Source organism: Sphaerisporangium viridialbum (assembly GCF_049674955.1).
Taxonomy (GTDB): domain Bacteria; phylum Actinomycetota; class Actinomycetes; order Streptosporangiales; family Streptosporangiaceae; genus Sphaerisporangium; species Sphaerisporangium viridialbum.
The window spans coordinates 3,310,833-3,337,314 of the sequence record NZ_CP187232.1 but is presented as its reverse complement, the minus strand read 5'-3'; the positions used below and the strand labels follow the sequence as shown (position 1 = coordinate 3,337,314).

General features: G+C 72.1%; 20 protein-coding genes. 10 read left to right on the top strand and 10 right to left on the bottom strand.

Annotated features, from left to right (window positions below; genetic code table 11):
* Positions 1-56: 56 nt before the first annotated feature.
* Complete coding sequence (locus tag ACOZ38_RS14695; RefSeq protein ID WP_424531163.1) at positions 57-1,268, top strand: monooxygenase; 1,212 nt, start codon at positions 57-59, stop codon at positions 1,266-1,268.
* A gap of 65 nt (positions 1,269-1,333) precedes the next feature.
* On the opposite strand, the gene lysA is transcribed toward ACOZ38_RS14695, so the two are convergent.
* Together lysA and ACOZ38_RS14685 are read right to left on the bottom strand one after the other, a co-directional pair.
* Positions 1,334-2,647 (bottom strand): diaminopimelate decarboxylase, encoded by a 1,314-nt coding sequence (gene lysA / locus ACOZ38_RS14690; RefSeq protein ID WP_424531162.1) that lies wholly within the window; start codon positions 2,645-2,647, stop codon positions 1,334-1,336.
* 318 nt (positions 2,648-2,965) lie between these two features.
* A complete protein-coding gene (locus ACOZ38_RS14685) occupies positions 2,966-4,216 on the bottom strand; it encodes an esterase/lipase family protein (protein WP_424531161.1) in 1,251 nt (416 codons plus the stop codon).
* Positions 4,217-4,306: 90 nt separating this feature from the next.
* On the opposite strand from ACOZ38_RS14685, the gene ACOZ38_RS14680 reads away from it, so the two are divergent.
* The 5 genes from ACOZ38_RS14680 to gdhA all read left to right on the top strand — a co-directional run bounded on the left by ACOZ38_RS14680 (position 4,307) and on the right by gdhA (position 10,064).
* Complete coding sequence (locus ACOZ38_RS14680) at positions 4,307-5,335, top strand: alpha/beta fold hydrolase (protein ID WP_424531159.1); 1,029 nt, start codon at positions 4,307-4,309, stop codon at positions 5,333-5,335.
* 22 nt (positions 5,336-5,357) lie between these two features.
* Positions 5,358-6,044: a TetR/AcrR family transcriptional regulator gene (locus ACOZ38_RS14675; protein ID WP_405147193.1), complete on the top strand. Its 687-nt coding sequence runs from the start codon at positions 5,358-5,360 to the stop codon at positions 6,042-6,044.
* Entirely contained in the window at positions 6,041-7,600 is a 1,560-nt protein-coding gene (locus tag ACOZ38_RS14670) for an AMP-binding protein (protein ID WP_424531157.1), read from the top strand. Before ACOZ38_RS14675 ends, ACOZ38_RS14670 begins: the two co-directional genes overlap by 4 nt.
* Positions 7,597-8,616, top strand: coding sequence for a 3-oxoacyl-ACP synthase (locus ACOZ38_RS14665; RefSeq protein ID WP_424531156.1), 1,020 nt, complete (start codon positions 7,597-7,599; stop codon positions 8,614-8,616). Before ACOZ38_RS14670 ends, ACOZ38_RS14665 begins: the two co-directional genes overlap by 4 nt.
* Positions 8,617-8,720: 104 nt before the next feature.
* Positions 8,721-10,064: an NADP-specific glutamate dehydrogenase gene (gene gdhA / locus ACOZ38_RS14660; RefSeq protein WP_424531155.1), complete on the top strand. Its 1,344-nt coding sequence runs from the start codon at positions 8,721-8,723 to the stop codon at positions 10,062-10,064.
* 53 nt (positions 10,065-10,117) lie between these two features.
* Here gdhA and ACOZ38_RS14655 read toward each other — a convergent pair whose 3' ends face one another.
* The 7 genes from ACOZ38_RS14655 to ACOZ38_RS14625 form a co-directional block, all read right to left on the bottom strand.
* The gene (locus ACOZ38_RS14655) at positions 10,118-11,503 is read right to left on the bottom strand and encodes an aldehyde dehydrogenase family protein (RefSeq protein ID WP_424531153.1); all 1,386 of its coding nucleotides are present in this window, start codon (positions 11,501-11,503) and stop codon (positions 10,118-10,120) included.
* Positions 11,503-12,603 (bottom strand): phenazine antibiotic biosynthesis protein, encoded by a 1,101-nt coding sequence (locus ACOZ38_RS14650; RefSeq protein WP_424531152.1) that lies wholly within the window; start codon positions 12,601-12,603, stop codon positions 11,503-11,505. The genes ACOZ38_RS14655 and ACOZ38_RS14650 overlap by 1 nt, the downstream gene beginning before the upstream one ends.
* A gap of 81 nt (positions 12,604-12,684) precedes the next feature.
* Complete coding sequence (gene hutI, locus ACOZ38_RS14645) at positions 12,685-13,857, bottom strand: imidazolonepropionase (RefSeq protein ID WP_424531150.1); 1,173 nt, start codon at positions 13,855-13,857, stop codon at positions 12,685-12,687.
* 34 nt (positions 13,858-13,891) lie between these two features.
* Positions 13,892-15,223 carry a formimidoylglutamate deiminase gene (locus tag ACOZ38_RS14640; protein ID WP_424531149.1) on the bottom strand — a complete coding sequence of 444 codons (1,332 nt, stop codon included), beginning with the start codon at positions 15,221-15,223 and terminating at the stop codon, positions 13,892-13,894.
* A gap of 94 nt (positions 15,224-15,317) precedes the next feature.
* On the bottom strand, positions 15,318-16,643 hold the full coding sequence (locus ACOZ38_RS14635) for a Zn-dependent hydrolase (protein ID WP_424537010.1): 1,326 nt from the start codon (positions 16,641-16,643) through the stop codon (positions 15,318-15,320).
* Between the two features lie 83 nt (positions 16,644-16,726).
* A complete protein-coding gene (gene hutU / locus ACOZ38_RS14630) occupies positions 16,727-18,397 on the bottom strand; it encodes a urocanate hydratase (protein ID WP_424531147.1) in 1,671 nt (556 codons plus the stop codon).
* Positions 18,398-18,515: 118 nt separating this feature from the next.
* Positions 18,516-19,526, bottom strand: coding sequence for a MurR/RpiR family transcriptional regulator (locus ACOZ38_RS14625; protein WP_424537009.1), 1,011 nt, complete (start codon positions 19,524-19,526; stop codon positions 18,516-18,518).
* Positions 19,527-19,781: 255 nt separating this feature from the next.
* On the opposite strand from ACOZ38_RS14625, the gene ACOZ38_RS14620 reads away from it, so the two are divergent.
* The 3 genes from ACOZ38_RS14620 (at position 19,782) to ACOZ38_RS14610 (ending at position 23,608) form a co-directional block, all read left to right on the top strand.
* Positions 19,782-21,344: an aromatic amino acid ammonia-lyase gene (locus ACOZ38_RS14620; protein ID WP_424531146.1), complete on the top strand. Its 1,563-nt coding sequence runs from the start codon at positions 19,782-19,784 to the stop codon at positions 21,342-21,344.
* A gap of 219 nt (positions 21,345-21,563) precedes the next feature.
* Positions 21,564-21,806 (top strand): hypothetical protein, encoded by a 243-nt coding sequence (locus tag ACOZ38_RS14615; RefSeq protein WP_424531144.1) that lies wholly within the window; start codon positions 21,564-21,566, stop codon positions 21,804-21,806.
* Positions 21,807-22,267: 461 nt separating this feature from the next.
* Complete coding sequence (locus ACOZ38_RS14610) at positions 22,268-23,608, top strand: nitroreductase/quinone reductase family protein (protein ID WP_424531142.1); 1,341 nt, start codon at positions 22,268-22,270, stop codon at positions 23,606-23,608.
* Positions 23,609-23,672: 64 nt separating this feature from the next.
* On the opposite strand, the gene ACOZ38_RS14605 is transcribed toward ACOZ38_RS14610, so the two are convergent.
* Positions 23,673-25,400, bottom strand: a complete 1,728-nt coding sequence (locus tag ACOZ38_RS14605; protein WP_424531141.1) for a DUF885 domain-containing protein — start codon at positions 25,398-25,400, stop codon at positions 23,673-23,675.
* 219 nt (positions 25,401-25,619) lie between these two features.
* Between ACOZ38_RS14605 and ACOZ38_RS14600 the strand changes: the two genes are divergently transcribed.
* Positions 25,620-26,396, top strand: coding sequence for a DUF72 domain-containing protein (locus tag ACOZ38_RS14600; protein WP_424531140.1), 777 nt, complete (start codon positions 25,620-25,622; stop codon positions 26,394-26,396).
* Positions 26,397-26,482 lie beyond the last annotated feature (86 nt).

Sequence of the window (26,482 nt, the reverse complement as noted above, 5' to 3'; positions counted from 1 at the left end):
CTCTTGACGGTGAGAGGCCCGCGCGGGGCGTGCCGAGGGAACTGCAGGGGGCGGTCATGACACGCACGGTCCGTACGACACGGTGGCTGGGCGGGACGGCCCTCGCGCTCGCCGCCACCCTCCTCGTCGCGTCATGCGCGGGAGGGGGGAAGCCCGCGGCCTCGGGGAGCCCGGACTCGGTGTCGGTCACCGGAACGCACGGCGGGCATGGGAAACCGTTCACGGCGCCGCCCGCCGCGCCGTTACGGGCCTCGGAACGGTTCGTCAACCTGACCCTGCCCGAGCCGTACACGCCGGCGGCGCCGTCCGGGGGGACCGACGAGTACCGCTGCTTCCTGGTCGACCCGGGGCTCACCGGCCGGGCGTTCCTCACCGGCAGCCAGTTCATGCCGCAGAACACCGCGCTGGTCCACCACGCGATCATCTTCAGGATCGGCCCCGAGCAGGTGAAGGCGGCCAGTGACCTCGACGCCCGTACGCCGGGTGAGGGGTGGACCTGCTTCGGCGACGCCGGGGTGGAGGGCGGCGCCTGGATCGGCCACTGGGCGCCGGGAGCCAACGAGACCCTGCTCGCCCGCAACGTGGGGTACCCCATGCCCCCGGGCAGCCGGCTGATCCTCCAGGTGCACTACAACCTGCTCGCCACCGGGGGCAAGCCCGGCGGCAGCGACCGCTCCTCGATCAGGCTGCGGCTCACCGACGGCAAGACCGACCTCGACCCGCTGGACACCGCGCAGTTGATCGCGCCGATCGAGCTGCCCTGCACGAAGGCGGAGTCGGGGCCGCTGTGCGACCGCGAGGCCGCCGTCAAGGACGTCGCCCACCGCTTCGGAGAGCAGGCCGGGGCCACCGTGACGCAGCTCAACCAGTTCTGCAACCAGGCCAGGCCTCCCGTCCCCGGACCGACACAGCACTGCGACCGGCCGGCCCACGCGGCCGGCACGGTCTACGCCGTCGCCGGGCACATGCACCTGCTGGGCCGTTCGATCAAGGTCGAGCTCAACCCCGGAACGCCCAAGGCCCGGACGCTTCTCGACATCCCCAACTACAACTTCGACGAGCAGGCCATCCGCCCGCTGGCCCAGCCGGTCACGATCAAGGCCGATGACGTCCTGCGGGTGACCTGCACCCACGACGCCGGCCTTCGGAAGATGCTCCCGGCGCTGCACGACGTCCCGGCGCGCTACGTCGTCTGGGGCGAGGGCACCAGCGACGAGATGTGCCTCGGCCTGCTCGTCTGGTCCCCGAAGGCCCCGGCCGCGGGCTGACCCGACGGGGCTCCGAAGCATCTGACGCCGCCGCCGGCTCAGGCCGGCGACGGCGTCAGAAGTCCTCACAGCCCGACGTCCCTGCGCATCAGGTCCTCCGCGCCTTCCCTGCGCACCACCAGCCGCGCTCCGCCCTCCCCGACCGCGACCACGGGCGGACGGCCGGTCAGGTTGTAGGTGGAGGCCATGGAGTGGTGGTAGGCGCCGGTGGCCGCCATGACGATCACGTCTCCGGGGTGGATGTCGGCCGGCAGAAGCGCATCCTCCGCGAGCACGTCTCCCGCCTCGCAGTGGTGACCCACCACGTGGAAGGCCCGCGTGCCCACGTGGCACTCCCGCCCGATCATCCGCACCTCGTACGGCGCGCCGTACAGCGAGTGGCGGGGATTGTCGCTCATGCCGCCGTCCACCGCGACGTAGGTGCGGGTGAGCCCCTTCTTGACGGAGATGACCCGGTAGAGGGTGACCCCGGCGGGCCCGCTGATCGCCCGCCCCGGCTCCACGATGAGCCGCGGCACGGGCAGCCCGAGGCCCGCGCAGCGCTCCCGGAGGGCTCCGGTGACCCGCTCGGCGAACGTCTCCGGGCCGAGGCCGCGCTCCCCTTCCAGGTACGCGATCGCGTGGCCTCCGCCGAGGTCCAGCTCGGGAAGGATCACGCCCCGGGTCTCCCGGACGCGGGCCAGCTGCTCCACCAGCACGCGCACGGCGGTCTCGTACGGCTCGGCCGCGCCGATCTGCGAGCCGAGATGGCAGTGCAGGCCGGCGAGCTCCAGGCGGGGCTGGGCCAGCACCCTGGCGACGGCCTCGCCTGCGGCGCCGGAGGCGATCGAGAGCCCGAACTGCTGGTCCTCCCCGCCCGTGCGGATCGCTGTGTACGCGCCGGCGCCGACGTCGGGGATGACCCTGATCAGCACCTTCTGCCGTTGCCCGAGCGGGACCAGTGCCGCGAGGCGGCTGATCTCGGCGAGGTTGTCCACCACGATCCGCCCGACGCCCTCGTTCACCGCGGCCGTGAGCTCTCTCGGGGTCTTGGCGTTGCCGTGGAAGATGATCCGCTCGGCGGGGAAGCCCACCGACCGCGCGACCATCAGCTCCCCCGCGCTGCACACGTCGAGGCTGAGCCGCTCCGCCCGGATCCAGCTCGCCATGGCCCGGCACAGGAACGCCTTGGCGGCGTAGGCGATCTCGGCCCCGGGCAGGGCCGCCCGGTAGGCGCGGCAGCGGCGGCGGACGTCGGCCTCGTCCAGGACGTACGCGGGGGTGCCGAACCGGTTGGCGATCTCCATGAGGGACACGCCCGCCACCGTGGCCTCGCCGTGGGCCCCGAACACCGCGGACGAGGGCCACGGTCCCGGAGCGGTCTCGGTCATGACGGTCATTCGTGCCTCGTCTCGGACCGGCCCGCGGTGGGCGGCGGGGCCGGTGATGGTTCGGCGGACGGGTCTTCCGGCCGGTCGGCGACGGCCGCCATGTCCTGCGTCAGGGCGCACATCAGGCCACCCGCGGATCGCTCATGATCTTCCTCCTGCTGGACCTTTCGTTTGACCGGAAATACGGCCACAAAAGGCACGCTAGGCGGGTTCAGCCGCGATCTCCGTCGTCTTGACGCCCTCCTGACGGGGACCCCGCGAGAACTGACGCGTCCTTGACGGGTGAAGGCGCCCTCGGCCCGGCGTGCGGGCCGAGGGGGTGGCACGTCAGCCCAGCCAGGCCGCCATCTGGGCCTCGGCGCTGGAGTCCCAGCCGAGGCGCAGGTGGTTGAGGGGCAGCGTGACCGTGGCCGCGCGGTTGGCGATGCCGTCGGTGGCCGCGCAGCTCGCGATGAAGACGGCGCCGTCGGACGGCCCGGTGTGCTCGTTGTGCATCAACGGCATGTCGGGCATGCTCCCGCAGAGCTGGTAGACCGCCACGCTCGCCGGGGTCCCGGCGTTGATGATCGGCTGGACGAGCGAGCCCTGGTCGATGCTGTACTGGATGCCGCGCCCCTTGGTGTAGAAGCCCGTGCCGCCGTAGTAGGTGGTGTACCAGTCCTGCTCTACCGTGGGCAGCGGGTAGACGCCGTCCCAGCGCGCCAGCATCTGCCGGCCTCCGGGGAAGGCGGTGCCCTCGTAGCTCAGCTGGGTGCCGTCCCGCCACAGGCCGTAGCAGACCATGGAGGTGTGCGGCGCGGGGGCGTTCAGGCTGCCGCCGCAGTCGGGATAGATCGCGAAGTCATGGCTCCAGCCGTGCCGGTAGCCCCAGTCGAAGCCCTTGTTCGGCCCGCCGACGAGCACGAGCTTGCGCACGTCGCCGCCATAGGCGCTGCCCCACGACTGGCGCAGCGAGGAGACGTACATCCGGGCGTTGAACGCCCCCTTGGACCAGCCGACCACGTCGACCTGGGAGGCGCCCGTCTTCGTCCTGATGATCTGGATCGCGTCGCGGATCTGCTCCGACCAGCGGTAGCCGTCGCCCGTCTTGTGGGGGAAGCCGATCGCGAACACCTTGTATCCCCGCGCGTCCAGATACTGCATGAACCCGGTGGACGGGCACGACACGCGCCCGCAGCCGTAGTCGCCGAGGACGTTCGGGTTCGCCCACGCCTGGTCGGCGGTCTGGTTGGCGCCGTGCACCAGCAGCACCGGCACGGCCTTGGCGCCGCTCTGCCAGCCGGGCGCGTGGTAGAGCAGGAAGCGCGACGAGTGCGGCTGGGCGACGTCGCCGAAGAACCGTTTCGTCTGCCCGGTCTGGTCGCCGACGCCGCCCGGAGGATAGGCCTCGGCCGCGAAGCCGGTCGAGGCGTCACGGTAGCGTTCCACCTGGGCCCAGCCGTTCTGAAGGCTCGTGGTGTAGGTCGCCTCCAGGCTCACCGCCGCCGTCGCCGACGCGGGCGGCGCGAGCGCGCCCACTCCCGAAACCGCCAGAACCACCATGACCAGAGCCGACGCCAATCGCCGCAGAGTCCGCATGAACCGCTCCTTGTCGAGAACACCCTCTTTTATGAGAGGTGATTCACCTGTTAACTTGGCGGCAACAATCCTCTTCGTCAAGGGATGGCGATGAACGCAGTCCGATCCCGCACCGTCCGCACCGAGCGTCTGGCGACGCACATCCGGGAGACGGGCGCGGGCGTCCCCGTCGTCTTCGTACACGGCAACCTCTCCGACGGCTCCGCCTGGGACGAGCAGCTCGCCCTGCTCCCCGGCGGATTCCACGGCATCGCCCCCGACCTGCGCGGTTATGGGAACAGCGAGCCCGCTCCCGTCGACGCGACCCGGGGGGTCGGCGACTACCGCGACGACCTGGCCGCGCTGCTCGACGCGCTCGGCCTGGACGCCGTCCACCTGGTCGGCCACTCGCTGGGAGGCGGCGTCATCCTCGACTTCGCCATGAACCACCCCGGCCGCGTGCTGTCGCTCACCCCGGTGGCGCCGGTCTCGCCGTACGGGTTCGGCGGCACGAAGCCGGACGGCACGCCGTGCGCGCCCGACTTCGCCGGATCGGGCGGCGGCACCGCGAACCCCGACCTCGTGAAGCTCATCGCCGAGGGCGACGAGTCGGACGCGAGCCCGCTGTCGCCGCGCAACGTCGTGCGCGGCCTCTACTTCCCCGGCCCGGACACCGTCCGCGACGAGGAGGCGCTGCTCAGGGGCATCCTGGCCACCCACCTCGGCGACGGCAGCTACCCGGGCGACTCCACGGCGTCGGAGAACTGGCCGGGCGTCGCGCCGGGGACGCGCGGGGTGCTCAACGCGATCTCGCCGAAGTACCTGAACTGGAGCGGCCTCCCCGAGTCCGGATGCCGCGCCCCGGTGCTCTGGATCCGCGGCGACCTGGACGCGATCGTCTCCGACACCTCGATGGTCGACCTCGGCCACCTCGGGGCGAGCGGGTACGTGCCGGACTGGCCCGGCGAGGAGTCCTTCCCCGCCCAGCCGATGATCCAGCAGACCAGGGACGTCCTCACCCGGTACGGCGACCACTCCGAGCACGTCATGGAGGGCACCGGGCACTTCCCGTACACCCAGCGGCCTGAGGAGTTCTCGGCGCTGCTGCACGCCCACCTGTCCCGGGTGTCCGCGGGCTGACGCTTTGATCGGGGGAGCGCGAATGCAGGCATGGCAGGTCGAGGACGAGCCGCCGCCCACGAGCACCCGGGGGCGCCCGCTGTCCCCGAAGGGCGAACGCACCCGGCGGCGGCTGCTCGACGCCGCGGAGGAGGTGTTCGCCGAGCTGGGCTACCACGAGGCCTCGATCGTCAAGATCACCGAGGCCGCCGGGTGCTCGCAGGGCACGTTCTACATCTACTTCGAGGGCAAGCAGCAGATCTTCGACGAGCTGGTCGCCGACCTCAACCGGCGCGTGCGGCGGGCGATGTCCGAGGGGGCCCGGCAGGGGCGCACCCGGCCGGAGTCCGAAAGGCTGGGCTTCAAGGGGTTCTTCCGGTTCACCGCCGAGCACCCCGCGCTCTACCGGATCATCCGCCAGGCCGAGTTCGCCTCACCGGGCATGCTGCAGCGGCACTACCGCACGATCGCCGACGGCTACGTGGGCGGGCTGCGCGCGGCGATGGCCGACGGTGAGATCGCCCAGGCCGATCCCGAGGTGCTCGCCTGGGCGCTGATGGGCGTGGGCGAGCTGATCGGCATGCGGTGGATCCTGTGGAAGGACGGCCCGGGCGCGGTGCCCGACCAGGTCTTCGAGGAGATGTACGCCTTCATCCTCCGCGGCCTCGGCGCGGGCGCGCCCGGGGATGGGGAGCGGGCCGGCGGGCCGGGCAGGGGCACGGAACCATGACGCTGACCCTGGGCCGGTGGCTGCGCGACCGGGCGCGTGCCACCCCGCACCGCACGGCCGTCGTCTTCGAGGGCGAGCCGACCTCCTACGGCGAGCTGGACGCCCGGTCCGGACGGCTGGCGGCGGGCCTGCTCGCCGCCGGGCTGCGGCCGGGCGACCGGGTGGCCACGCTGACGGGCAACCGTCCCGAGCACGTCGAGCTGTTCTTCGCCTGCGCCAAGGCCGGGCTGATCCTCACCCCGGTCAACATGCGGCTGACGGCGCCGGAGGTGGCCTACCAGCTCTCCGACGCCGAGCCGTCGATCCTGCTCGCCGCGCCCGCGCTGGTCCCGCTCGCGGAGGAGGCCCGTACGAGGTCCGGCCGCCCGTGCCGCGTCGCCGAGCTCACCCGGGACGGCCTGGACGCGCTCGCGCTCACCCGGGACGTCGTGGACGCGCTCGCCTCGACGGCGTCCGAGGGGACGGTCCCGCCCGTGACCGGCGACGCCGGCGGCCTGGGCGACGACGCGGGCCTGCTGCTGGTCTACACCGCGGGCACCACCGGACGGCCGAAGGGCGCCCTGCTGACCCACGCCAACTGCTTCTGGACCAACCTGTCGCTCGACCGGGGCTGCGAGCTGCGCGAGGACGACGTCGTGCTCCAGGTGCTCCCCCAGTTCCACGTCGGCGGGTGGAACGTCCAGCCCCTGCTCGCCTGGTGGAAGGGCGCCACCGTCGTGCTGGAGCCGTCGTTCGACGCCGGGCGGGCGCTGCGCCTCATCGCCGAGCGTGGCGTGACCACGATGATGGGCGTGCCCGCGACCTACCTGTTCATGGCCCGGCACCCGGACTTCCCCGCCGCCGACCTGTCCGGGCTGCGCCGCGTCGTGGTCGGCGGCGCCCCCATGCCCGAGCCGCTGCTGCGCGTCTGGCTGGACCGCGGCGTGCGCATCGTCCAGGGGTACGGGCTCACCGAGGCCGCGCCGAACGTCCTGTGCCTTCCCGAGGAGGACATCGCCGGACGGGTGGGGTGGGCGGGCATCCCGTACCCCCACGTCGACGTGGCGCTGCGCGACGTCGAGACGGGCAGCACGCTCGACGGGCCGGGCATCGGCGAGCTGGTCGTGCGGGGCCCGAACGTGTTCGCGGGTTACTGGCACGACCCGGACGCCACCCGGGCGGTCGTGTCCGGGGGCTGGCTGCGCACCGGCGACATCGCCGAGCGCGACGCGGACGGCTTCTACCGCATCCGCGACCGGGCGAAGGACATGTACGTCTCCGGTGGCGAGAACGTCTATCCGGCGGAGGCCGAGTCGGTGTTGCAGGGTCATCCGGACGTGGCGGAGGTCGCGGTGGTCGGCGTCCCCGACGAGCGCTGGGGCGAGGTGGGCTGCGCCTTCGTGGTGCCGGTGCCCGGCGCCGCGCCGGCCTCGTCGGAGCTGCTCGCGCACTGCCGGGCGAGCCTCGCCGGGTTCAAGGTGCCCAAGTACGTCCGGCTGGTCGACAGGCTGCCCCGCTCCGCCGTCGACAAGGTGCTGAAGAACAAGCTGCGGGGCGCGTGGGAGCAGGCCGGATGACCCGCGTGCGGCTCGCCGCCACGGCGTCGTACCTGCCCGAGCGGTGGATGGGCGCGGCCGAGATCTCCGGCCTGTCAGGCATCCCCGAGCAGGTGCTGGTCGAGAGGTTCGGCCTGCGCGGCAAGCACATCGCGGGCCCGGACGAGCATGTCAGCGACATGGCCGCCACGGCCGCCCGGCGGCTGCTCGCCGAGCAGGGCATGGAGCCGGGCGAGGTCGACGCCCTGGTCTACTTCGGCTCGACGTGGAAGGACTTCGAGGTGTGGCACGCCGCCCCACGCGTGGCCCACCTGCTCGGCTGTGGCCGGGCGACGGTGCTGGAGCTCGCCTACGTCTCCTGCGGGTCGCCGGTGGCCGTACGGGTGTGCCGCGACCTGCTGCGGGCCGAGGACGAGCTCCGCACGGTGCTGGCGGTGGCCGCGTCCAGGGAGTCCTCCCTCATCGACTACGGCAACCCCCGCACGCGCTTCGCCTACGACTTCGGCGACGGCGCGGTGGCGGCGCTGTTCGTCAGGGACGCCGGTGCGGACGGGCGGGTGGCCCGGGAGGTGCTCGGCTGCCACATGATCACCGACGGGTCGTTCTCGCTGGACGTGATGGTCCCGGCGGGGGGCAGCGCCGAGCCCGCGAGCCGCGAGACGGTGCGCGACGGGCGGCACTTCCTCGACGTGCCCGATCCGGGCTCCATGAAGGAACGGCTGGATCCCGTCACGCTGCCCAACTTCCTCGCAGCCGCAGACGAGGCGCTCCGCCGCTCGGGCGCCGGCCGCGAGGACGTCGCCCACCTGTGCGGCATCCACGTCAAGCGCTCGCTCCACGACACCTTGGTCAGGGAGCTCAAGCTGTCTCCAGACCGGGCGACGTACCTGGACGACACCGGGCACATGAGCGGGGTCGACCCTCTGCTCGGGCTCGACCGGGCGGCCCGGGCGGGGCTGCTCTCCCCCGGCGACCTGGTGCTGCTCCTCGCGGCCGGCACCGGCTACACCTGGGCGGCGAGCGTCATCCGCTGGTGAGCCCCCGGACGCTGATCGCGAGCGGCGATCACGACGAACGCACTGAGCCCGGGACCCTAAGGTAAGCGACGGGGAAGCACCCCCCGAGAGCGAGGGGATAGTCGATGCCGCACGAGAAGCTGTCGTCGATCTACGACAACGTCCTGGCCCGCAATCCGGGCGAGGCCGAGTTCCACCAGTCCGTCCAGGAAGTCCTTGAGAGCATCGGACCGGTCCTTGGCAAGCATCCCGAGTACGCCGAGTCGAAGATCATCGAGCGGATATGCGAGCCCGAGCGGCAGATCATCTTCCGGGTTCCCTGGGAGGACGACCGGGGCGAGGTGCACATCAACCGCGGCTTCCGCGTCGAGTTCAACAGCGCGCTCGGCCCCTACAAGGGCGGGCTGCGCTTCCATCCCTCGGTCTACCTCGGCATCGTGAAGTTCCTCGGCTTCGAGCAGATCTTCAAGAACAGCCTGACCGGCCTGCCGATCGGCGGGGGCAAGGGCGGCTCCGACTTCGACCCGAAGGGGCGCTCCCCTCGCGAGATCATGCGCTTCTGCCAGAGCTTCATGACCGAGCTCTACCGCCACATCGGGGAGTACACCGACGTTCCCGCCGGTGACATCGGCGTCGGGCAGCGCGAGGTCGGCTACCTGTTCGGGCAGTACAAGCGCATCACCAACCGCTACGAGTCCGGAGTGATCACGGGCAAGGGCCTCGGTTACGGCGGCGCCCAAGTACGCACCGAGGCCACCGGGTACGGCTGCGCGTTCTTCGTCGACGAGATGCTGAAGGCACGCGGCACGTCGTTCGACGGCAAGCGCGTCGTGGTCTCCGGCTCCGGCAACGTCGCCATCTACGCCATCGAGAAGGTCCAGCAGCTCGGCGGCGTCGTCGTCGCCTGCTCCGACTCCTCGGGGCACATCCTCGACGACAAGGGCATCGACGTCGACCTGCTGAAGCAGCTCAAGGAGGTCGAGCGCGCCCGGTTGCACGTCTACGCCGAGCGGCGCGGCGTAAGCGCCTCCTTCGTGCCCGGCCGGAGCGTCTGGGAGGTGGCGTGCGAGGTGGCCATGCCGTCCGCCACCCAGAACGAGATCAGCGCCGCCGACGCCGAGACGCTCGTCCGCTCGGGCTGCGTCGCGGTCGGCGAGGGCGCCAACATGCCCGCCACCCCGGGCGCCATACGGGTGTTCCAGCAGGCGGGCGTGTCCTTCGGGCCGGGCAAGGCCGCCAACGCGGGCGGCGTCGCGACCAGCGCGCTGGAGATGCAGCAGAACGCCAGCCGCGACTCGTGGACCTTCGAGTACTCCGAGCAACGCCTGCGGCAGATCATGCAGGACATCCACGCCCGCTGCCTGGAGACCGCCGACGAGTACGAGATGCCGGGAAACTACGTCGCCGGCGCGAACATCGACGGCTTCAAACGGGTCGCCGACGCGATGCTCTCCCTCGGCCTGGTCTGAGCACCCCCAGGAGGGAGTGTTCCTCCCTCCTGGGGGTGGTCCGCCGTTGTGCTTCAGTCTCGGATGACCGCCTTCGAGCGCATGAGGAAGTCCGCGAGGTAGCTGTCATGCGGGATTCCCGGTCGCATCCAGTAGGTCGGGTGATCCCCGATGTAGACGTTGCTGATGGTCGGCTCGTTGACCAGCCGGTCGATCAGCGCCTCGTCGTAAGTGATCGCGGTCAGCACCAGTGTGTTCTTCAGCGGCACGACGCCGTCGGCCTGCGACCACGGCGCGACCCAGACGCAGGGGAAGCCCAGCTCGATGCCGGTCTGCGGCGCGTCCGAACGCTCCACCTGGAATACGGCCGGCCGCATGACCGCGCTGCCGTCGCCCAGGTCGTCGACGACGCCATCGCCGCCGAGCCGGGCCGTCGCGTCGCCGGCGTGGTCGAGAAGATACTTTTCCATGGTCTTCGCGCTGTCCAGAGGCTGGACGGGCAGTACGGCCCTGGCATCCTCGGGCGGCAGACTCGGAAGCTCGGACAGCCGTTCGGCTATCGCCTCCGCCACCGGGGTGGGGTCGCCCTCGACGAACACGGCGGTGGTGTTGACACAGGCCATCCCGCCGTAGTCGCTGACGGAGTCGACGATGGTGTTCACATGGGACTGCCAGTCGCCATCGCCTCCTCCATCTCCGGAGAGCAGGATCTTGGACCGTCCCGGGCCCTGCGGTAGCACGGTGATGTCGTTGCGGTACTTCTTCATCACGCTTTCGCCGCCGTAGACCATCGCCAGGTCCGCGGCGCGGACGATTTCGTCGGCGACGGAGTGGTCGGTGGGCAGGAGCACCACTTGGTCGGCGCCGAAGCCGGCCTCACGCAGCGCGCTGATCAGGCGGTGCGGCGTGAACGGCTCCCGCCGGGAGGGACGAACGGCGACCTTGTATCCGAGGGCCAGGGCCTCCAGCCACAGTGTGTGCACCTCGGGCTCGTTGCCGGGGGCGTGCACCGCCAGTACGTCACCGCGCCGGGTCCAGATCGCATGACCCTGGCGGGTCAGGGGATCGCGCCAGTCGTTGACCGCTCCGTCGGGCCGGGCGTTCTGCGCCGCTCGGCAGACCTCGGCCGCACTCCGCGCGATGGCCGTGGTCGCGGCTCGCACCACCGAGATCGGTATCCCGGAGACGCGGCTGACCATGTGCTGGTAGTCCTCGACGGACAGGCCGCCGATGGTAGCGGTGGCGAACGCGTGACCCGCTCGTTCGAGGGCCGCGGCCCGCTCGTCGGCCGGCATGGCCGGCGCCTTGCGCAGTGCGGCCATGCCGCGCTGCACGAACAACTGCGGCACCAGGCTCAGCTCCGCGACGGGCGCTCCGGTGACATCGGTGACCGTCTGCCGGTTGCTCGCGCGGTAGGCGCCGTTCGGTCCGAGGGCGTCGAGCTGGATCAGCTCACTCATCAGTACACCCCCTCGATGACGACCTCGTTGTCGAACACCGCGACCGGGCTGACATCGGCGACCGAGTCGCCGAGCTGCCCGGGCAGCGGCTCGACCCTGGTCGCCATATCACGCTCGAGGTTGTTGGGCAGCAGCATGTTCTTGCTGACGTGGTTCATCACGACCTGGCCTCGCTCGCCGTAGGCGACGTCCTCGCCGGTCTCGGGATCGACGACCGAGAACGAGATGTAGGGCGAGAACGGGTCGAAGATCCACGGGTCGTCGTCGGTCAGGCCCACACGCTCGGTGGTGCCGCCCAAGATCATGGTGCTGGCGTACGTGCCGCGCAGCCTGACGCCTGGGAAGACCTCGGTGCGGAGCAGCCGCCGGGTGTCGGCGTCCATGTGCGCGCCGGCCCACAAGATCAACTGAACCTTCTCGTTGATCAGCGCGACCAGGTCTTCGCGGCGCGTGAGCCGTACCAGCAACGGCGGCGTGGTCGCCATCACCCCGACGTCCTGGGTCTCCAGCACGAAGGCGGCCTGGTCGATCAGGTGCTCGGCGTAACGGTCGGCCTCCTCGGTCAGGCCGTCGCGGATGCATTTCTTGACCCAGCGCGGGTCCAGGTCGACGGTGAACCTGACGCCCCCGCGCAGCCTCGCCTGCCATGCGGTGAGCTCGCCGAACACGTGTGGCCCGCTTGGCCCGAGCGAGAGCCAGTTGACGTCTCGTGGCTCGCCGCGCGCGTCCATGTTCCGCAGGTGATGGGCCATCAGGCGGTCCATCCAGTCGGTGAGTATGATCACGCGCTTGGGGGCGCCGGTCGTGCCGCCGCTCTCGTAGACGCCGACTATGCCGGGCCGCGGGCCGTACCCCTTGGGAATGAGATCCTCGACGCGTACATCGCGCAGGTCGTCGACCACGTTGGGAAACAGCCGTAGATCAGCGAAGGTGCGCACGTCCCGGCGAGGATCGAAATCCAGGTCCTTGGCCCGCTCCAGCCAGAACGACGAACCCGTCTCCGGGTCGAAGTGCCATCGCATGGCCGCTTCGATCAACTCCTGAGCGTCCGGGGTCTGGTCCACCGGGCAGTCAAGAACCGGATCTGCATGGTGTGACATGCCGCCTCCCCGTTGGCAACGTTTTCACGCTATCACCACACCTGGTGACCCCCTCGGAAGCACCCTCCTCCCCTGCCGTGATCAGCTGAGGGCCCCGTCCTTCCAGACGCGGGCGACCAGGGGCACGCCCGGGCGGTAGGACAGGTGGACGTGCGACGGGGCGTCCAGCAGGACGATGTCGGCGCGCGCGCCGGGCGCGAGATGTCCGACATCCGTACGCCGCAGCGCCCGGGCGCCGCCCATCGTGGCCGCCCACACCGCCTCCCCCGGCGTCATGTTCATGTCGCGTACGGCCAGGGCGACGCAGAACGGGATGTTCGTCGTGTAGCTCGACCCGGGGTTGCAGTCGGCGGCCAGGGCGACGGTCGCCCCGGCGTCGAGCAGGCGGCGCGCGTCGGGGTAGCGCGAGCGCGTGGAGAACTCCGCGCCGGGCAGCAGCGTCGCCACCGTGTCCCCGGACGCGAGCGCCTCCACGTCGGCGTCGCTCAGATGCGTCACGTGGTCGGCCGACGCCGCCCCCAGCTCCACCGCGATCGCGACACCGGGGCCGGGGCCGAGCTGGCCGGCGTGCACCCGGGGCACCAGGCCCCGCTCCTTGCCCGCCGTGAGGATCGCCCTGGTCTGGTCGCCGTCGAAGGCGCCCCGGTCGCAGAAGACGTCGATCCACTTGGCGTGCGGCGCGCATGCGTCGAGCATCGCCCCGCTCACCAGCTCCACGTACGCGTCCGGGTCGCCGTCGTACTCGGGGGGGACCACGTGGGCGCCGAGGTAGGTCACCTCGGCGGTGTGCTCGGCGGCGAGGCGCAGGCTCCGCGCCTCGTCCGCCACCGTGAGGCCGTACCCCGACTTGCACTCGATCGTGGTTGTGCCCGACCTGAGCGCCTCGGAGACCAGGCGCCGCAGGTTCGCCCGCAGCGCGTCGTCCGCCGCGGCGCGGGTCGCCGCCACCGTCGTGCGGATGCCGCCGGCCGTGTACGGGCGGCCGGACATCCGGGCCTCGAACTCCGCGGTGCGGTCCCCGGCGAACACCAGGTGCGCGTGGCTGTCCACGAACCCGGGGATCACCGCACGTCCCCCGGCGTCGAACCGCTCGCGCGCGGCACCCTGCGGCACCCGCGAACGCGGGCCCGCCCAGACCACGCGGCCGTCCTCGACGACGAGCGCGGCGTCCGGCACCAGCCCGAGCGTCCCTTCGCCGAGCGCCGGGTCGTTGGTGACCAGGGAGCCGATGTTGTCGATGAGAAGAGAACTCATGGCAGCTCCGAGGTTGCGTGTTCGTAGGGGACGCTCATGTCAGCTCCGCGATGGCGGCGGCGAGGGCGGCGGGGACGTCGTCCACGAGCAGGTGCCGGCCGTCGGCGACGACACGGCGGCCACCGACGACCACCTCGCGGACGTCGGCCGCCGTGGCGGCGAACACCACCGACTCGACCAGGGCGTCGGCGGGCGAGCCCGCCGTCCGCACCGAGTCGAGGGTGACGGTCACCAGGTCGGCGGGGGCGCCCACCTCGATGCGGCCCGCCTCCGGCCAGCCGAGCGAGGCGTGGCCGTCCGAGGTCGCCGCCCGCAGCAGGTCGGCGGCGAGCCAGTGCCCGCGCTCGCGGGTGGCGAGGCGCTCGTCCAGCTCCACGCCGCGCGCCTCCTCGAAGAGGTCGACGACGGCGTTGCTGTCGCTGCCCAGCGAGAGGGGCGATCCGGCGTCCGCCAGCGCCCGCGCCGGGCCGATGCCGTCCGCGAGGTCGCGCTCGGTGGTGGGGCACATGCAGACGCCCGTCCGTGACTCCCCGAGGAGCGTGCGGTCGTGCGGGGTGAGGTGGGTCGCGTGCACGGCGGTCGACAGGGGGCCGAGCGCGCCGTGCTCGGCCAGCAGCTCCGCCGGGGTGCGGCCGTACGCGGACAGGCAGGCCTCGTTCTCGGCGACCTGCTCGGACAGGTGGAAGTGCAGCGGCGCGCCCCGCTCGCGCGCCCAGCCGCCGACCACGCCGATCGCCTCGGACGGCACGGCGCGCACCGAGTGGACGGCCGCGCCGACGCGGGCGTGCTCGCCGCCCCTCAGGCCGGACGCCCTGTCGGCCCAGGCCTCCGCGTCGCGGTCGCCGAAGCGCAGTTGCGGTCCTTCGAGCGGCATCCCGAAGCCGCCCCGCAGGTAGCAGGTGTCGAGCAGCGTGATGCGGATCCCCGCCTCCGCCGCGGCGGCGAGCAGCGCCTCGCCCATGGCGTTGGGGGATGCGTAGGGCCGTCCCCCGGTGTCGTGGTGGACGTAGTGGAACTCGCCGACGCAGGTCACCCCGGCGAGCGCCATCTCGGCGTACGCTGCCCGGGCCAGGGCGTGGTAACCGTCCGGGGTGAGGCGGGCGGCGATGTCGTACATCTGCCTGCGCCACGTCCAGAACGTTCCGCGCTCGCGCTGGGTGCGCCCGCGCAGGGCCCGGTGGAAGGCGTGCGAGTGGGCGTTGGCCAGGCCGGGCACGGTGACCCCGCGCAGGTGGACGGCCCCTGGCGGCGGCGCGGCGACCCCCTGCCGTACGGCCGTGACCCGCCCCCCTGCCACCTCCACCACCACCCCGCGAACCGCCGCCTCCCCACCCAGCCAGGCGTGATCCGCGAAGAAGACCGTCATCACGCCGCACCCCCCGTACTACTGACGCCCCCGCCGGCCGGGGTCCGCATCACCATGGCACCCGGTGCGAGGGCCGAAGCGGGGTGGAGATGGGTCATCGGCATGCGAGATCCTCCAGTACCGCGGTCAGGGCCACGACGCCGGCGACGCAGTCTTCGGTCTCGGCGTGCTCGGCCGGGCTGTGGCTCACCCCGGTCCTGTTGCGCACGAACAGCATGGCGCTCGGGACGGATGCCGACAGGATGCCCGCGTCGTGACCGGCCCCGGTGGGCAGGGCGGGGACCCCGCCCAGCGTCGCCGCGATGCGGTCGCGAAGCTCGTCCCCGAACTCCACCACGGGCGTGGAGGACTCCGTCACGACCTCGACCCGCACGCCGTGCTCGGCGCCCGCCGCGCGCGCGGCCTCGGTTATCCGGTGCACCATCGCGTCCACCGTGGCGGCGTCCGGCGCCCGGCCGTCGAGCCAGGCGTCTACCCGCGAGGGGATGGCGTTGGTGCCGTTGGGATCGACGCGCACCTTGCCGAACGTCGCCAGCGCGCCTGCCTGTTCCGCCGCCTGTCTCGCGGCGAGCACCGCCGAGGCGAACGGCAGCATGGGGTCGTGCCGGTCGGCCAGCCGGGTGGTTCCCGCGTGGTTGCCCTCGCCGTGGAAGGTGCAACGCCACCGGCCGTGCGGCCAGATCGCGCTCGCCACCCCGATCGGCGCGTCCAGATCGGCGAGCCCGCGCCCCTGCTCGATGTGCAGCTCCACGAACACCCCGATCCGCCCCAGTGCGCGCCCATCCCGCCCGATCCCCTCCGCGCTCGGCACAAGCCCCTGGTCATCGCCTCCGGCGGTCCGGCCGTGGGCTTCTGGCGTACCCGGCGCCGGGCGGTGATCGTCGTGTCCTGCGGTGCCGAGGGCCGTCTGGGCGGATCGGAGGGCCTCGGCGAGGGTCACCCCGTCGCCGTCGCGCAGGGCGCGGGCCTCGTCCGGGCCGAGGATGCCGGTGAGCAGGCGGCTGCCGACACAGGCCACCCCGAACCGGGCCCCCTCCTCGTCGGCGAAGTTGACCACCGCGATCGGGCGCGCGGGGACGACACCCCGTTCGCGCAGCTCGTCGACGGCGAGGAACGCCGAGACCACGCCGAGCGGGCCGTCGAAGGCGCCGCCTCCGGGCACGCTATCCAGGTGGCTCCCGGTGACCACGGCGCCGGGGGCGGGAGCCCCCCACCAGGCCCACTGGTTGCCGTTGCGGTCCAGCTCGTAGGTCAGGCCGCGCAGCGCCGCCTGCTCCCGGAACCAGCCGCGCAGCACGAGATCGACCGGCGTCCAGGCGAACCGCCGGTATCCACCGGCCCCGCCGTCGCCGATCGCGGCCAGGGCCTCCCACAACCCCTCGAACCGAGCCCGAAGCTCCCCCCGGCGATCACCGTCCACCCCGGCACCAGGCGCGTGGGCGGTGGCCGTGGACGAGGACGGCAGCGGGAGGCCGTCCCCGGACGGGAAGCGGTCCCGTCGCGTCACCGGGCCTCCCCCTCTGCCATCGGCACCGTGACGCCGCGCTCTCCGGCGATCTCGGCGGCCCTGTCGTAGCCGGCGTCGACGTGCCTGATGACGCCCATACCCGGGTCGTTGGTCAGGACACGCTCCAGCTTCTGCGCTGCCAGGGCCGTACCGTCGGCGACCGCCACCTGGCCCGCGTGGATCGAGCGGCCGATGCCCACCCCGCCGCCGTGGTGGATCGACACCCAGGACGCGCCCGAGGCGACGTTGACCATCGCGTTGAGCAGCGGCCAGTCGGCGATGGCGTCGGAACCGTCGAGCATCGCCTCGGTCTCGCGGTACGGCGAGGCGACCGACCCGCAGTCGAGGTGGTCACGGCCGATGACCAGCGGGGCCCGCAGTTCTCCCGAGGCGACCATCTCGTTGAACCGCACCCCGGCCCTGTCACGCTCGCCGTACCCCAGCCAGCAGATGCGGGCGGGCAGCCCCTGGAAGGCGACCCGCTCCCCCGCCAGCTTGATCCACCGGGCCAGGGACTCGTTCTCGGGGAACAGGTCGAGGATCGCCCTGTCGGTCGCGGCGATGTCCCGGGCGTCGCCCGACAGCGCGGCCCAGCGGAACGGGCCCTTCCCCTCGCAGAACAGCGGGCGGATGTAGGCCGGGACGAAACCGGGGAAGTCGAAGGCCCGCGTGTATCCGGCCAGCTTCGCCTCGCCGCGGATCGAGTTGCCGTAGTCGAAGACCTCGGCGCCCCTGTCCATGAAGCCGACCATGGCCTCGACGTGCGTGGCCATCGCCTCACGGGCGCGCAGGGTGAAGCCCGCGGGGTCCTTGTCCGCCTCGTCGCGCATGTCGTCGAAGGCCATGCCGAGCGGCAGGTACGACAGCGGGTCGTGCGCCGAGGTCTGGTCGGTGACGATGTCGATCGGGGCGCCCATCGCCAGCAGGCGCGGCAGCACGTCGGCGGCGTTGCCGAGCAGCCCGATCGAGAGCGGGCGCCGCGCGTCCCGCGCCTCGACCGCGAGCCGGAGCGCGTCGTCGATGTCCAGGGCCTCGACGTCGAGGTAGCGGTGCTCGATGCGGCGGGCGATGCGGGAAGGGTCGCACTCGACGCAGATCGCGACGCCGTCGTTCATGGTCACCGCCATCGGCTGGGCCCCGCCCATCCCGCCGAGCCCGGCGGTGAGCGTGATCGTCCCGGCGAGGGTCCCGCCGAACCGCTTGGCGGCCACCGCGGCGAAGGTCTCGTACGTGCCCTGCAGGATGCCCTGGGTGCCGATGTAGATCCAGGAACCGGCGGTCATCTGGCCGTACATCGTGAGCCCGGCCGCCTCCAGGCGACGGAACTCCTCCCAGTTCGCCCAGTCGGGGACGAGGTTGGAGTTGGCGATCAGCACGCGGGGCGCCCACTCGTGGGTCCGCATCACGCCGACGGGGCGCCCGGACTGCACGAGCAGCGTCTCGTCCTGCTTCAGCCCCTGGAGCGTACGCGCGATGGCGTCGAACGACGGCCAGTCACGCGCCGCCTTGCCCGTCCCGCCGTACACGACCAGCTTGTCGGGATGCTCGGCCACCTCGGGGTCGAGGTTGTTGTGCAGCATCCGGAAGGCGGCCTCCTGCTGCCATCCCTGGCAGGACAGCTCCGCGCCACGGGGAGAGCGGATGACCCGCCGGACGTCGTCACTCATCGTTGCTCTTCTCCTTGCTCGGCCTCCGGCGCCCGTTCGGGACGGCGGCTGGGTGATCGAAGACTCTGTGCTGGAAAGCATGGTGTCCGCCGGGTGAACCCGGCCGACGGCCCGCCGCTCATTCGGGCAGGAAGAGCCGGCGTTCCGCGGCGGTGTTCTCGAACTCCTCGATGGACGCCTGCTCGCGGGCGGGCAGCGCGTAGATCATCGAGTGGACCAGGGCCGCGCACAGCACGCTGGGCGCGGCCTGCGAGTCGAAGGCGAACTGCGAGCTGACGGGCGCGGTGAGCACCACGTCCGCGTGCTCGGCCAGCGCGCCGACGGAGTTGTCGGTGACCAGCGCCACCCGCAGGCCCTCCCGCCTGGCCCAGGCGAGCCCGTCGCGCAGCTCGCGGGGGTAGCGGGGCAGGCCGAACGCGAGCACCCACCCGGCACCGGCCTCCCTGGCCCGGCTCAGCGTGTCCTCCAGCGTAGACCCGGGGGTGTCGACCACCCGCACGTCGGGATGCGCCTTGGCCGCCAGGTACCCGAAGAGGTGGGCGAGCGGCGCGGACACCCGCAGCCCGATGACCGGCAGCGGCCGGGACGCCGCCAGGTTTGCGGCCACCTCCGCGAGCCGCCGGGTGTCGCCGAGGGAGTCGCGCAGCAGCTCCAGGTTGCGAAGCTCGGAGTTCACCATGGCCTGGAGGGGGTTGAGCTCCGCGGGCTCCGCTTCCATGCCCTCCCCCTCGCGCAACGCGGCGCGCAGGTGATCGCGGAACTCGGGAAAGCCGGTGAACCCCAGGGCGAAGGCGAAGCGCGTCACGGACGGCTGGCTGGTGCCGACGGCCTCCGCGATGTCGACGCTGGTCATGAACACCGCCTCGTGGGGGCGTTCGAGCAGGTGACGGGCGATTCGACGCTGCGAGGGCGACAACCGATGACCTTCGAGCAACTCCCGCAGGCAAGCCCCCACCCGAGAGGCGTCCTCAACCCCCACCCCCACCCGAGACACCTCACCGGAAGCGACCGCCCCCCGAGCCTCGTCCCCGGAAGCCACGCTTACCGGAGGCACGTTCTCGGACGCCACCGCCACGCCGGACACGTCCTGGGAAGCCGCCGCCCCCCGAGACGCACCCCCGGAGGGCATCGCCACCCCGTGAGCCGCCGGCTCGCCCATCCGTTCGTCCTTCCCCGGTACCCGCAACGCCTTGCCCTCCCGAGCCGCTCACCCGCTCGCGTCCTTCTGCTCCTCCGGCCGCGACCCCGGCAGCGGTACGGGGCCTTCGGTGCTTTCAGTCTCTTGCTCCGAATGCATAATTTCATGCAGGATTGTCGCTGCATACGTTCATGTCAATGGCTCCGGGCGAAATGCCGAGTAAAGTGCTTGATAAGGGGCTCTCTGATGACGTCGCGGACGATCACCCTGGACGGGACCCGAACCCGTCCGGCGGACATCACGGACATCGCATGCGCCGATGCCCCGGTCTCCCTTGCCACCGAAGGGCTCGACCGCGCCGCCGCCGCCCACAAGGCCGCCGCGGAGCTCGCCGAACGACGGCCCGTCTACGGGCGTAACACCGGGGTCGGCGCCAACCGCACCGAAGACGTCGAGGCCGCCGACAGCGACACCCACGGGCTCCGCCTGCTGCGCAGCCACGCCGGCGGAATCGGCCCGCTCGTGCCGGCTTCCCAGGTACGCGCGATGCTCGCCGTCCGCGCGAACCAGATCCTGGCCGGTGGCGCCGGGCTCCAGCCCGTCTTCGCCGAGGCGCTGGCCCAGGCGCTCAACTCCGGGCACTTACCCGAGATCCACGAGATCGGGGCGATCGGCACAGGAGACCTCACCGCGCTGGCAGAGGCCGGGCTCACCCTCATCGGCGAGCGCCCGTGGACCGGCGGCCACGCGGCCCCGCCCGAACCGATCAGGCTGGAGACCGGGGACGCGCTGGCCTTCTGCAGCAGCAGCGCCCTGACCATCGGCCAGGCCGTGCTCGGCTGGTCGGAGATCACGACCCTGCTGCGGGCCACCCAGGTGGTCACCGCCCTGTCCCTGCTCGCGGTCGACGGAAGCAGAGAGCCGTACGACACCCAGGTACACGCCGGCCGCCCCCACCCCGGCAACATCGCGGTGGCCACCGAGATGCGCCGCCTGCTGGGCGGGCCGGGAACAGTGGTGGCAGAGACAGCGGGTGTGGAAGCAGAGGCGGGAGCAGGCCACAGTGGTCCGCGAGAGTCGCGCGTGGCGGCTTCACCGTCACTCGGCGACGAGCGGGCGGTGCCCACGCCCCGGGTGCAGGACCCCTTCGGTTACCGCTGCTTCCCGCAGGTCCACGGCCCCGTCGTCGAGGCCGCGACCGCCCTCGAACGCGTCCTGGACGTCGAGATCAACTCGGCTTCTGAGAACCCGCTGATCTCCGCCGGCACCGGCACGGTCCACCACCACGGGGGCTTCCACCAGGCGACCCTCGGTCTCACGCTCGACCATCTGAGGGTGGCGCTGCTCCACACCGCGCACCTGTCGGCCGCCCGCCTCGCCACCCTGGTGGAGCCCGCGTTCACGGGGCTGCGTCCCTTCCTCGCCGAGGGCGCCGCCGCGAGCTCGGGCGTGATGATCCTTGAGTACTCCGCGAGCTCCGCGCTGGCCCAGCTGCGCAACGCCGCGTACCCGGCCGCGCTCGGCCACGCCGTGCTGTCGCGGGGCGTGGAGGAGCACGCGAGCTTCGCGGCCCAGTCGGCGCGGCAGACGCTCCAGGCGGCCACCGCCTATCGGCTGGTGCTGGCCTGCGAGCTCGTGACGGTGGTGCGGGCGCTACGCCGGCGCGGCATCACCCCCGACCCGTCCACACCCATCGGCACAGCCTTCGCGGCGGCGGCCCCCCGGCTCGACCCTCGCACCGAGGACCGCTCCCTGAGCGAGGACGTCGAAACCGCCGGCATGCTTCTCGACGCCCTCGCCGGCGTCTGACCGCGTCACTCTGCCGGGTCACTCTGCCGGGTCACTCTGCCGGAGATTCGACAGCGTCACTCCTCCTGGAGATCTGACGGCGTCATCGGCAGAGCCTGCGCGGCAAGGTGGGCGAGCGGTGGCCGTGCGGCTCTGCTGTCCGGATGCGGACAGGGAGACAACCGGCCTCAGGCGCAACACGTCTCCCCTTTGTCCCACTTCCACCGCAAGGGAGCCATCTTGCGCCTCCGCGCCATTCTCTCCGCCACCGTCCTCGCCGGCGGCCTGCTCGTCGCCCCCGTCGCCGCAGGTACGGCCGACGCCGCCGTGTGCCGTGTCCACCAGGTGGGCCAGCACTGGGAGTGCGTGACTCCCGGGGCGTTCTGCTCGGCCGCCGCACACGGCAAGGTCGGCATCGCCAAGGTGACCGGAAAGCGGTACCAGTGCAAGCAGTCCTCCCCCCGCTGGCGCTGGCTGCGATAGCCGCGATTCGCCGGCGACATGGTCCTCGGCGGACGTGAGGCCATCACAAGCGCGTGCGAGAGGGCTTGACATCGCCGGGGGCGTGGAACTGTAATGATCCGCATGTCGCGTGCCGTCGGCCGGGAGGACGACGACGGCATGGAGGCAGCCAAGCAGGGGGATGATGTCGTGAGTTCACACTTCACAGGCCGCGCCTGACCGCGTAGACGCCTTCGCGTCGCCCCCGCGCCCCGTGGTGCCGAGCGCCACGTTCGCACGCGAGCCCTTCCCGAGACGATCAGTGACGCGTCTCGTCATCCGACGGATCGGTGACCCGCCGAGGTCCGCCGTCACGCGTGCCCATCGAGCTCTTCCCACCCGGGCCGGATCGGCGTGCGACGGCTTCGCGCCACCCGAATCGCAGTCGTACCCCCACCTCCGCGTACGTGCGCGGACCTTCCACGCCCAGGAGCGAGAAGAGCATGCCCAGCGACTTCAACCAGCAGATCATCCAGGAGTTCCGCGCCAACCGAGGAAAGGTGGGCGGACCTTTCGAAGGAGCCCGGCTGCTCCTCCTGACGACCACCGGAGCACGGACCGGCGTACGGCATGTCACGCCGCTCGCCTGCCTGCCGGACGGCGGGCGGACGCTCGTCATCGCCTCCGCCGGGGGCGCCCCGGCCAACCCCGCCTGGTACCACAACCTTCTCGCGAACCCGCGCGTCACCGTAGAGGACGGGCAGAGGACCTACGAGGCCGAGGCGGCCGTCCTGGAAGGCGAGGAACGAGACCTGCTCTTCGCCCGCGCGGCCGAGGCGGACCCAGGATGGTCCGCCTACCAGGCGAGGGCGGGCCGGGTCATCCCCGTGATCGCCCTCACCCCCCTCGACGCGCCGCGCCCTGTGAACCTCACCCACATCCGGGCCACGGCCGAGGAGAGCTCGGCGGTTCTGGCGGAGATGGGCGCCATGCGGACTCACCGTCCCCGCCTGCCCGCCGACGCCGACCTCACGCCCGTCCTGCCGGACACCGGCGGCGTCGCGGGCTCCTGGGTCACCGCGCCCCACTACCCGGCGGCCGAGACGGGCGTGACGATCTACGTCCACGGGGGTGGATTCCAGTTCACCGACCCCGAGCTCGAACAGATCATGGCGTACCGGCTGTCGCGGGTGACCGGCCGCCCCGTCCTCTGTGTGGACTACCGGCTCGCCCCCGCCCACCGGTATCCCGCCGCGCTGGACGACGTCGTGGCCGTCTACCGGAGCCTGCTCGACCAGAACGTGCCCGCCTCACGGATCATCCTGTCCGGTGAGTCCGCCGGCGCCACGCTGGCGCTGTCCGCGCTGCTCGTACTCAAGGAGGCCGGAGTCCCCCTCCCCCAGGCGGCGCTGGCCATCTCCCCGCAGACCGATCTCACCCTGTCCAGCCCTTCCATCGAGGCCAACGACGGCGAGGATGTCGTGAGCCGGGCCGTGCTCGAGCACGTCGCCACCCAGTACCTGGCCGGCGCGCGGCCGGATCAGGCTCCTCAGTCCCCCCTGCACGGCCGGCTGGACGGGCTGCCGCCGCTGCTGCTGGCGGTGGGCTCGAAGGAGGTGCTGCTCGACGACGCGCGCCGGTTCGCCGAGGCCGTCTCCGCCGCCGGAGGGACGGTCTCCCTCGACGTCTACGAGGGCATGCCGCACGCCTTCCACGCGACCGTGCTCTCCGATCGGCCGCTCCCGGTCGCCACCACCCTGCTCCACCGCGTCGCGGAATGGATCGGTGAGACGCGGCAGCGCCCCACCGAAGGGCCGGACTCCGCACCACCCACCGGAGATTGACATGTCCGCGGACACGCGATGAGGCACGACCTCGTCCATGTCCGCCGACGTCGCCGGTGGAAGGTCAGGCGGGCACCGTGCCGATCCAGGCGGTCACGATCTGTTCGAGGACGCCGAGCGGCACCGCGCCGTTACCGAGCACCGTCCCGTGGAAGGCCCGGATGTCGAACCGGGATCCGAGGCGGTCCTGGGCGAGGGTGCGCAGGCGGCCGATCTCGCGACGGCCGATCATGTACGCCAGCGCCTGGCCCGGCCAGGAGATGTACCGGTCGATCTCGTTGCGGACGTTGGCCTGCGTGGTGGCGGTGTTGTCCCACATGAACCGCATCGCCTGCTGCCGCGACCAGCCTAGGTGGTGTATGCCGGTGTCGACCACCAGGCGGCAGGCCCGCAGCGCGTCGAACGAGAGCATCCCAAATCGCGATATGTCGGAGGTGTAGAGGCCCATCTCGTCGGCCAGCCGCTCGCTGTACAGGCCCCAGCCCTCGACGTAGCCGCACACCTCGGCGTCCAGGTAGCGCCGGTACTCCGGCAGGTCCGTCAGCTTCTGCGCGGAGGCGATCTGCAGGTGGTGCCCGGGCGAGCTCTCGTGGAACGCCAGCGCCTCGTACTCGTAGACGAACCGCTCCTGCGGGTCGGTCGTCAGCACGCAGTGGGCGCCGGGACGCGATCCGTCGCCCGCCGGCGGCCGGTAGTGCGCGAGCGCGGCGCTGCCCGCCTCGATCGGGTTGATCTCCTCGATGACGCAGCCGGCGATGTCGTACGCGGGGAACCAGTCGTCGCGGGCCTCCTCCGCGCGGCGCAGGGCGTCGGAGACCATGTCGACGATCTCGGATCCGGCACTGAACCGCAGGGAGCGGTCGTCCCGCAGCCGGGAGAGGATCTCCCCCACGTCGCTCGTGCCGAGCGCCCGGCCGCCCAGCTCGGCCCACTGCTCCCGCAGGTCCGCCAGGCAGTCGAGGCCGATCTGGTGAATCTCGTCCGGAGTGAGGTCGGTGGTGGTGTGCCGCCGGACCGCGTTGCGGTAGCCGTCCTCGCCTCCAGGGACGAATTTGATGCCCACCCGGTCGTCGGGACGGGCCACGGGCAGCAGCTCTTCCTCCAGGCCCGCGAGCAGGCGCCGCAGCGCCGGGCGGACGGACCCCGTCACGATCTCGGACACGCGGGCCCTGACCCGGGCCTCGTCGACGTCGCCCGGCAGCGGCGGGCTGACGAAGGTGTCGTCGGCCAGGCTCAGCGAGAGGTGCCCGTTGAGCTGGTCGATGGCCTGGCCGACCCCGACGCGGGTCGGGACGCGCCCGTCCGCCTTGGCCAGCCGGTGGCGGTCGAGGACCGCGTCGAGGAACGGAGGCAGGGCGCTCAGCCGCTGGATGTACCGCTCGACGGCCTCGGCGTCGGTGAGGGACGCGGCGGGGACCGCCATGAACATCATCGCCTGCGGCGAGGAGTAGCCGGACGCGGACGCTCCCGTCTCCCACTGCGCGTGCTCAAGATCGGAGCGCACGCCCCAGGCGAGGCTGCCCAGCACCGCGTGGTTGATCCGGTCGGCCGGGTTCAGGCCGGCGGGGTCGATGTCGTCCAGCCGCCGCTCGATGTCGGCCACCTTCGCGGCCTCGGCGGCGGTGCCGGCGCGGCTCGGGTCCGGCACCAGGCCGTCGAAGCCCGAGACGCCGAGCAGCGTGGCGCTGAACGGGTCGGCCGCGTGCTTCACCTGGAAGAAGTCCGCGCTGAGCCGGGCGAGCCGGTCATCGGGCCCGGCGGTCGCCTCGTCCGCAGGCTTGTTGTCAGCCACCACTGTCCCTCGCTTCTGTCGGTCACGACACGATCATCGTCAGCCCCGGATCGTGTCAAGCGCCCTGAGGATATTGCCACCGGGCACGGCGCCGATCATGGTGTCGTCGCGCGGAGGTCACGCGGACCCGGGGCCCGGGGACCCGGTGTGACGGGCGCCCGAGGGGGCATGCCTGGCGGTAGGCAGGCTGTGGACATGGGGTCGGGGGGCTGAGCTCTCATGTTGCTCGTGGGAACGTCCGGGTGGCAGTACATCCACTGGCGGGGGGTTCTGTACCCCCCCGGGCTTCCGCAGCGCGTGTGGCTGGAGCGGTACGCCGAGTGCTTCGACACGGTGGAGAACAACAACGCCTTCTACCGGCTGCCGCCCCGCGAGACGTTCGAGAGCTGGCGCGAGCGGACCCCGGACCACTTCGTCATGGCGGTCAAGGCCAGCCGCTTCCTGACCCACATCAAGCGGCTGAAGGATCCCGAGGAGCCGGTCCAGCGGCTGATGGGCGCGGCGGAGGGCCTCGGGCCGAAGCTCGGGCCCACCCTGCTCCAGCTCCCGCCGACCCTGCGGGCGGATCCCGACCGGCTCGACGCGTGCCTGCGCTGCTTCCCCCGCCACGTGCGCGTGGCCGTTGAGCCGCGGCACCCCTCCTGGTGGACCGACACCGTCCGGGACGTGCTCACGTCGCACGGTGCCACCCTGTGCTGGGCGGACGTCCTCGGCCGGCCGCGCAGTGCCCTGTGGCGGACCGCCGGATGGGGCTACATGCGCTTCCACCAGGGCCGCGCCAGCCCGTGGCCCTCGTACGGCGACGCGTCGCTGCGGTCCTGGCTGCACCGCATCGGCGAGGCCTGGGACACGGGGTGCGACGTGTACGTCTACTTCAACAACGATCCGGGCGGCGCGGCCGTGCGCAACGCCGTACGCTTCGCCGAACTGGCCCGCGCCAAGGGCTGGCCGGTGAGCCGTACCCCGTCGGACATCCCCGAGGACGAGGACCTCTGATCGGATCCCGGGCGACGGGCCTCGGGGGCGGGCTCACCGCCGGCTCCTGCCTCGGGATGCTCCAGTGGCAACGGCAGGCCTGGATG

Coding starts and splice junctions, on each gene's coding strand:
- ACOZ38_RS14610 (WP_424531142.1), top strand. CDS start 22,268: ATGCCCAGCGACTTCAACCAGCAGATCATCCAGGAGTTCCGCGCCAAC.
- ACOZ38_RS14600 (WP_424531140.1), top strand. CDS start 25,620: ATGTTGCTCGTGGGAACGTCCGGGTGGCAGTACATCCACTGGCGGGGG.
- hutU (WP_424531147.1), bottom strand. CDS start 18,397: ATGAGTGACGACGTCCGGCGGGTCATCCGCTCTCCCCGTGGCGCGGAG.
- ACOZ38_RS14680 (WP_424531159.1), top strand. CDS start 4,307: ATGAACGCAGTCCGATCCCGCACCGTCCGCACCGAGCGTCTGGCGACG.
- gdhA (WP_424531155.1), top strand. CDS start 8,721: ATGCCGCACGAGAAGCTGTCGTCGATCTACGACAACGTCCTGGCCCGC.
- ACOZ38_RS14625 (WP_424537009.1), bottom strand. CDS start 19,526: ATGCCCTCCGGGGGTGCGTCTCGGGGGGCGGCGGCTTCCCAGGACGTG.
- ACOZ38_RS14655 (WP_424531153.1), bottom strand. CDS start 11,503: ATGAGTGAGCTGATCCAGCTCGACGCCCTCGGACCGAACGGCGCCTAC.
- ACOZ38_RS14650 (WP_424531152.1), bottom strand. CDS start 12,603: ATGTCACACCATGCAGATCCGGTTCTTGACTGCCCGGTGGACCAGACC.
- ACOZ38_RS14685 (WP_424531161.1), bottom strand. CDS start 4,216: ATGCGGACTCTGCGGCGATTGGCGTCGGCTCTGGTCATGGTGGTTCTG.
- ACOZ38_RS14695 (WP_424531163.1), top strand. CDS start 57: ATGACACGCACGGTCCGTACGACACGGTGGCTGGGCGGGACGGCCCTC.
- ACOZ38_RS14675 (WP_405147193.1), top strand. CDS start 5,358: ATGCAGGCATGGCAGGTCGAGGACGAGCCGCCGCCCACGAGCACCCGG.
- ACOZ38_RS14670 (WP_424531157.1), top strand. CDS start 6,041: ATGACGCTGACCCTGGGCCGGTGGCTGCGCGACCGGGCGCGTGCCACC.
- ACOZ38_RS14620 (WP_424531146.1), top strand. CDS start 19,782: ATGACGTCGCGGACGATCACCCTGGACGGGACCCGAACCCGTCCGGCG.
- ACOZ38_RS14665 (WP_424531156.1), top strand. CDS start 7,597: ATGACCCGCGTGCGGCTCGCCGCCACGGCGTCGTACCTGCCCGAGCGG.
- hutI (WP_424531150.1), bottom strand. CDS start 13,857: ATGAGTTCTCTTCTCATCGACAACATCGGCTCCCTGGTCACCAACGAC.
- ACOZ38_RS14640 (WP_424531149.1), bottom strand. CDS start 15,223: ATGACGGTCTTCTTCGCGGATCACGCCTGGCTGGGTGGGGAGGCGGCG.
- lysA (WP_424531162.1), bottom strand. CDS start 2,647: ATGACCGTCATGACCGAGACCGCTCCGGGACCGTGGCCCTCGTCCGCG.